General features: G+C 50.5%; 6 protein-coding genes. 1 reads left to right on the plus strand and 5 read right to left on the minus strand.

Going from position 1 to position 5,232, the window contains the following annotated elements; translation table 11 throughout:
- On the plus strand, window positions 1–530 hold a 530-nt coding region (locus QNK41_RS11395), incomplete at its 5' end, for a Bax inhibitor-1/YccA family protein (RefSeq protein ID WP_319256843.1).
- A gap of 104 nt (window positions 531–634) precedes the next feature.
- Here the strand turns inward: QNK41_RS11395 and glmM are convergent.
- From glmM to QNK41_RS11420, 5 genes are all read right to left on the minus strand, one after another.
- Complete coding sequence (gene glmM, locus QNK41_RS11400) at window positions 635–1,990, minus strand: phosphoglucosamine mutase (RefSeq protein ID WP_319256845.1); 1,356 nt, start codon at window positions 1,988–1,990, stop codon at window positions 635–637.
- A gap of 53 nt (window positions 1,991–2,043) precedes the next feature.
- Window positions 2,044–2,490: a PIN domain-containing protein gene (locus QNK41_RS11405; protein ID WP_319256847.1), complete on the minus strand. Its 447-nt coding sequence runs from the start codon at window positions 2,488–2,490 to the stop codon at window positions 2,044–2,046.
- Entirely contained in the window at window positions 2,481–2,708 is a 228-nt protein-coding gene (locus QNK41_RS11410) for an AbrB/MazE/SpoVT family DNA-binding domain-containing protein (protein ID WP_319256849.1), read from the minus strand. The genes QNK41_RS11405 and QNK41_RS11410 overlap by 10 nt, the downstream gene beginning before the upstream one ends.
- A gap of 135 nt (window positions 2,709–2,843) precedes the next feature.
- The gene (locus tag QNK41_RS11415; protein WP_319256852.1) at window positions 2,844–4,055 is read right to left on the minus strand and encodes a protein GlmU; all 1,212 of its coding nucleotides are present in this window, start codon (window positions 4,053–4,055) and stop codon (window positions 2,844–2,846) included.
- A gap of 271 nt (window positions 4,056–4,326) precedes the next feature.
- Window positions 4,327–5,232, minus strand: a 906-nt coding sequence (locus tag QNK41_RS11420; RefSeq protein WP_413815144.1) for a nucleoside-diphosphate sugar epimerase/dehydratase, incomplete at its 5' end; no start/stop codon positions are given.

Raw genomic sequence — 5,232 nt, forward strand, 5'->3', positions numbered from 1 at the left:
TCTTTTTTATCGGAGAATTGGCACTGGTTTTCATGCTTGCCAGCCGCGTACACAAAATGCAGGCATCAACCGCCACCGGAATGTTCATGTTTTATGCGGCCCTTAATGGTGCCACAATGGCATTCATTTTTCTTGCTTACACCATGTCATCCATTGCCTCCACCTTTTTCATCTGCGCCGGGACCTTTGCGGTGTGCAGTGTCTTTGGCTGGGTGACCAAACGCGATCTCACCGGACTCGGCAACTTCCTGTTCATGGGGTTGATCGGCATCATCATCGCATCCATCGTCAATATTTTTCTGAAAAGCCCGGCCATGCAGATGATCATCAGCTATATCGGCGTGCTGGTCTTTACCGGGCTGACCGCCTACGACACCCAGAAGCTCAAATCCATGGCCATTTCTCAACCGACTGGCCTGGATGCCGCAGTGGTCAGAAAGGGCGCAATCATCGGGGCACTGACGCTTTACCTTGATTTCATCCTGATGTTCCAGTACATGCTGATGATATTCGGCGGCAGCCGCGACTAAATAAAAAAAAACCCCTGAATCATGATTGCTCATGGTGCAGGGGTTTTTTTTTCTGTCCGTCTTCTGTTTTCAGATTTCAGTCACCTGACCTCCGACCTCCGTCGTCACCCTAACTCCTTTGCCACCTCCGATGCAATCTGCCGGCAAAAGGTTCTTGTTTCCTGTTCAGTGGGTCCCTCAACCATCACCCGGCACTGTGGCTGAGTGCCCGAATAGCGAACGAGCACCCTTCCGTTGCCATTGAGTTCGTTTTCCACACTGTGAATTGCCCGCATGACCGCATCGATTGTATCGATTTCCGGTTTCGATTTCACATCCACATTGATCAGGCATTGCGGAAAAACGGTCATGACCGTTGCCAATTCTGACAGGGGTTTTCCCGATGACCGCATGGCTTGCATAAGCTTCAGGGCTGCCAGCATGCCGTCTCCCGTCGTATGATGGTTTAAAAAGATCATGTGTCCGGAATTTTCACCACCTAAAACAGCGCCGGCCTTTACCATCTCCTGCATGACATGGCGGTCCCCGACCCGGGCCTTGATGTGACCGATGCCCAATTTCTTAAGTGCTGTGCCAAAGCCCATGTTGCTCATGACCGTGGTGACCACCACCGGGTTGGCCAACTGCCCTTTTAGCTTCATGTCTTTGGCACAGATGGCCATCACTTGATCGCCGGAAAGCACCCTTCCTTTCTCATCCACCGCGATCAATCGATCGGCATCCCCATCGAAGGCCAAACCCAGGTCGGCGTTTTCAGACATAACCATCCTGACCAGCGCACCCGGATGCTGGGAGCCGCAGCTGTCGTTGATATTGATTCCATCCGGCTCGCAAAAAATGGGTTTCACCATTGTGTCAAGCATTTCGAAGAGTCGCGGTGCGATTTGGCTGGCGGCACCATTGGAACAGTCAACGACAAGCTTCATTCCTGCCAGCGAAGGTCCCGTGGAAAGGCAATTTTGCAGAAACCGTCGATAATCGCTCTGGGCCTTATCGAGGTGATGAATCGACCCCACCCGTTCGATCGTTTGGCTTTTACGATAAAGCGCCCCATCATCGTTGATCAGTTGCTCGATGGCCCGCTCGGCACCATCGGAGAGCTTGTATCCGTCACCTTTAAATAGTTTGATGCCATTGTCATAAAATGGATTGTGGGATGCGGAAATCACGATGCCGGCATCAAATCCTTGGGTTGCGGTCAGATATGCCACCCCCGGTGTGGGAAGGACACCGCTCAGATGCACATCTTTACCCATGGAGCAGATACCGGCCGCGAGCGCACTGACGAGCATGTCCCCGGAGATCCGTGTATCCTGACCGATTATAAAACGGCCAGAGACCTTTTTCTCAGCATCGAAATAAGCAGCGATGGCCCTTCCCGCCTTAAGCGCTGTTTCGCAATCCAACGGATATTGGTTGGCAACACCACGGATGCCATCGGTTCCGAATAGTTTGCCCAATAATTTAACTCCTTAAGGATGAAATCGGCTATAAGTTTGCTCGCTATCGCGATTCAGCCTCCGAATAGCCAAATCGCAAAATCGTTTGTCGCAATTTTTTGAAACGCTCTATCATTAGTTATAAAGCCCTTGGCCCCAGACTCCAGAGCGGTTGCTGCATGGATGGCGTCGGGAGTGCGCAATCCATAGCCGGCGCGTAACCGGGCTGCGGCAGTCGAAATCTCTGTCGTTAACGGTATGACCGTGAGATTGGGAAAGTGTGAAAGAATCCGGACAATCGTTTGTGCACGCTGCTTTTCGCCGGAACGAAAAGCCGGGACCAGAAGCTCGGCAAAGACCAGCGAGGAGAATACCGCCGAAATTTCTCCGGCTTCGATCCGCTGGAAAAGAGCCTTTGCGTGTCGATAGTAATGAGGATGACGTTCGAGAAAATAGATCAGTGTGACGGTGTCAAGAGCGTAAATCTGCTCTTGAGGAAGTTTTTCAGGCCTTAACTCCACAGGTCCCGCGCCTGGTCAAGCTCTTCTTCGTATCGCCGCCAAATGTCGGAACCGCATGCATCAAGAGCTTCGGTGGCCGAAACAGCCGCTTTTCGGATAATGATTTCATTTTCTTTTGTGGTAATTTCCAGTTCGTCTCCCGGCTGAATTTTCAATCTCTTTCGAATGGCCACCGGAAGAACAATTTGTGATTTACTGCTAAGTTTGGCTAACGGCATATCCGCCCCCCTTTTGTCTTACTTCAAAGTAAAGCGATATTTCCGCGGAGTCAAGTGTTTAACCTGTTGTGCTTCTTCTGCAAGGGGAAGCCAGCTGCATAAACCTTTCGTATATCGAACCCGTAGCCAAGCAAGCTACCGGATCGCCGGAAACAACGCCAGCATCCGCCCGGTTACCTCATCAACGATCTGTTGAAGCCAGAGTGTCCCCTGCGAGGCCTCGTCAGTATCCAGGCTTTTGATTACATCAATGTAGCCGGGCCCGACGCGATCGATTTGTCTACGGATGATCGACAAGAATGCCTGGTTTTGATAACTGTCGATGCTATCCAAACAACGACGAATGAGATCACCGGCTTGATCCCGGTTGTTGACCAGTTGATCCTTTTGAAGGATGAGGTTGGCGGAAGCGCTATCGCCCATCTGCTGCTGATATAGCTTACCGGATTCCTTCAGCTTTTCACAAAATCCCGTAAATCGCTTGATCTTTTCGGAAATAGCCAAGTGTAACGTATCGATCAATCCCTCATAAAGCGCCTGGGGAAACCGTTCTCCGATAAATCGACGACGGATATGGGTGTACCAGGCCATCAAGGCCACCAGGTTAGCCAGGTATACGATGTTGTTAAATGCTTGACGCTTGACATTCCGGTATATGCCCGTGGAATAGGGAACACTGCCTCCCCTGCCCCCGCCTTCGAAAACCAGTCGATCCGGCTTGAGCTGATCCTTGCGATATACCGAACCCGCCGCAATCAGCGTCCCATAGGCGATGCGGCAAGGGCCCACCAGCCCCCCCTGCCCGCCTAAGAAAATCGGATTCTGATTGAGCATCACCCCATTGGGAACATCTCCAATGAGAGATGCCGTGGCCTTGTCCTGATTGGGTGTATAATTGAAGTGAATATAGGAACTGCCGACCTCGCTGTGGTTTTTCCGGCTGGTGCCACCGGCCATGAAACAGTCGCAGAAATTGATCAGGCTGCCCAGGGTTACAAAGGGAAACAGGACGGTCTGCTTCAACCCCACGGTATGGGCGATACTGGCCTGTTCTTCGAAGATGGTTCCCGATCGTACATGGGCCCCGGAACCGGCTTCGGCGCCCTCCAGAAAGACGGCATTTTCGAAATAGCCGCCTTTCAATTTTACATTGGGGCCGATGTAGCAGTTGTTCACGGTAACGGGCGCTTCAAATCCCAGTTCAGCGCCGTCACAAATCAGGGTTTTGCTGCCAAGCAGTCTGCACCCGGGGTGGATGGTGGCCTTTTTGCCAATCCGGGTACGATCCACCTCATCACCGATTATTGGCGTATTCAGATTAACCATGTCTGTCGATTTATTTTTCATATCGGCAATTCTTCAGATTCTAACTCAGACCCAAACTGCGATTGTCGAGCTTGCCGCAGATTCAAGGCAGATGTCGTCGCGCTATAGTGGACTATGCGCGACGATGTCTAACGCCGAAGATGGGGTGAGATCGGCAAACCCAATGGGTTTCACCTTTTGAATACAACAATCGATGGTACCCAACCGTAATCGTTACCAATCGACCTTCTTCGAGAAAGGTGAATCGCTCAGTTTGGGTCAGATTATAGTGACCGCTGCGTGCGCCAAAAAACTAAACCTTTTCCATCAGATCGACGGGTTCCAGTTGGATGGAAAATTTTTTAAGAAATAGCTCGTGTTGTCGGCAGTATCGAGCCGCTGCCTGGCACGCCGCTGCATTGGCCGGGCCGTTAAACGAGAGAAGCACCCCGCGAATGGCATGTTTATTTTTCAACTCGGATAATTTGTCAAAATTTCCCATAATCGGAAATCCTTGAATTTTCTTTCCATTTTTAAGGGGATCGTCATCCAAAAAACCCACAGGGTTGATATTCAGGGCTTTGTTGTTCAAAATCTCACGCAGCAACAGCTCCCCTCCCCTTCCCGCACCATAGATGACCACCTGATCCCCGGCCAGTGTTTTTCGTTTCATCGTTTCCGTAAAAATCCGAAACGATCCCCGAGTGCCCAGTAAAAATACGGTTGTCAGTATCCAATCGATGATGAAAACGCCTTTGGAAAAATCGTTAAAACGAAAGAAAATGGTGACACAGGCAATTGCAGCCAATGTAGCGAAAAAGGAGCTGCGCGCATACTGGAAAACATCGCGTGTGCTGATGTATTGCCAGAATCCCCTGTAAATTCCAGTCACATAAAAAACGACCATTTTGACGGAAATGATCACAGGAAGGGATTTCAGGAACACCTGAAAAAAGTAGTTGAAATCATAGTCGTCGAATCTTAAGCGGTAAGCTAGATAATAAGAGAAAGAGACCAGGCCGAAATCCAAGATGACCATCATCATCTGGCGTTTATAGGTCAACTCGATCAGAACCGGGGTGAATTTGCGACCACGCAAAGCCGAAAATTCTTTTTCAGGATAAACCCGCAGTTGCGCCAGGTAAATCCCCATGAGGGTCATGGCCAATAGGATGGGGATAATTACCGCCGGCGAGGTCATTGTGTCGCTGTGGCTGAC

The sequence above is a fragment of the Desulfosarcina sp. genome (genome assembly GCF_033791525.1).
GTDB lineage: Bacteria > Desulfobacterota > Desulfobacteria > Desulfobacterales > Desulfosarcinaceae > Desulfosarcina.

What these genes read in the sequence shown, in the direction of transcription:
- QNK41_RS11410 (WP_319256849.1), bottom strand. Translation starts at nt 2,708, where the DNA reads ATGCCGTTAGCCAAACTTAGCAGTAAATCACAAATTGTTCTTCCGGTG.
- QNK41_RS11415 (WP_319256852.1), bottom strand. Translation starts at nt 4,055, where the DNA reads ATGAAAAATAAATCGACAGACATGGTTAATCTGAATACGCCAATAATC.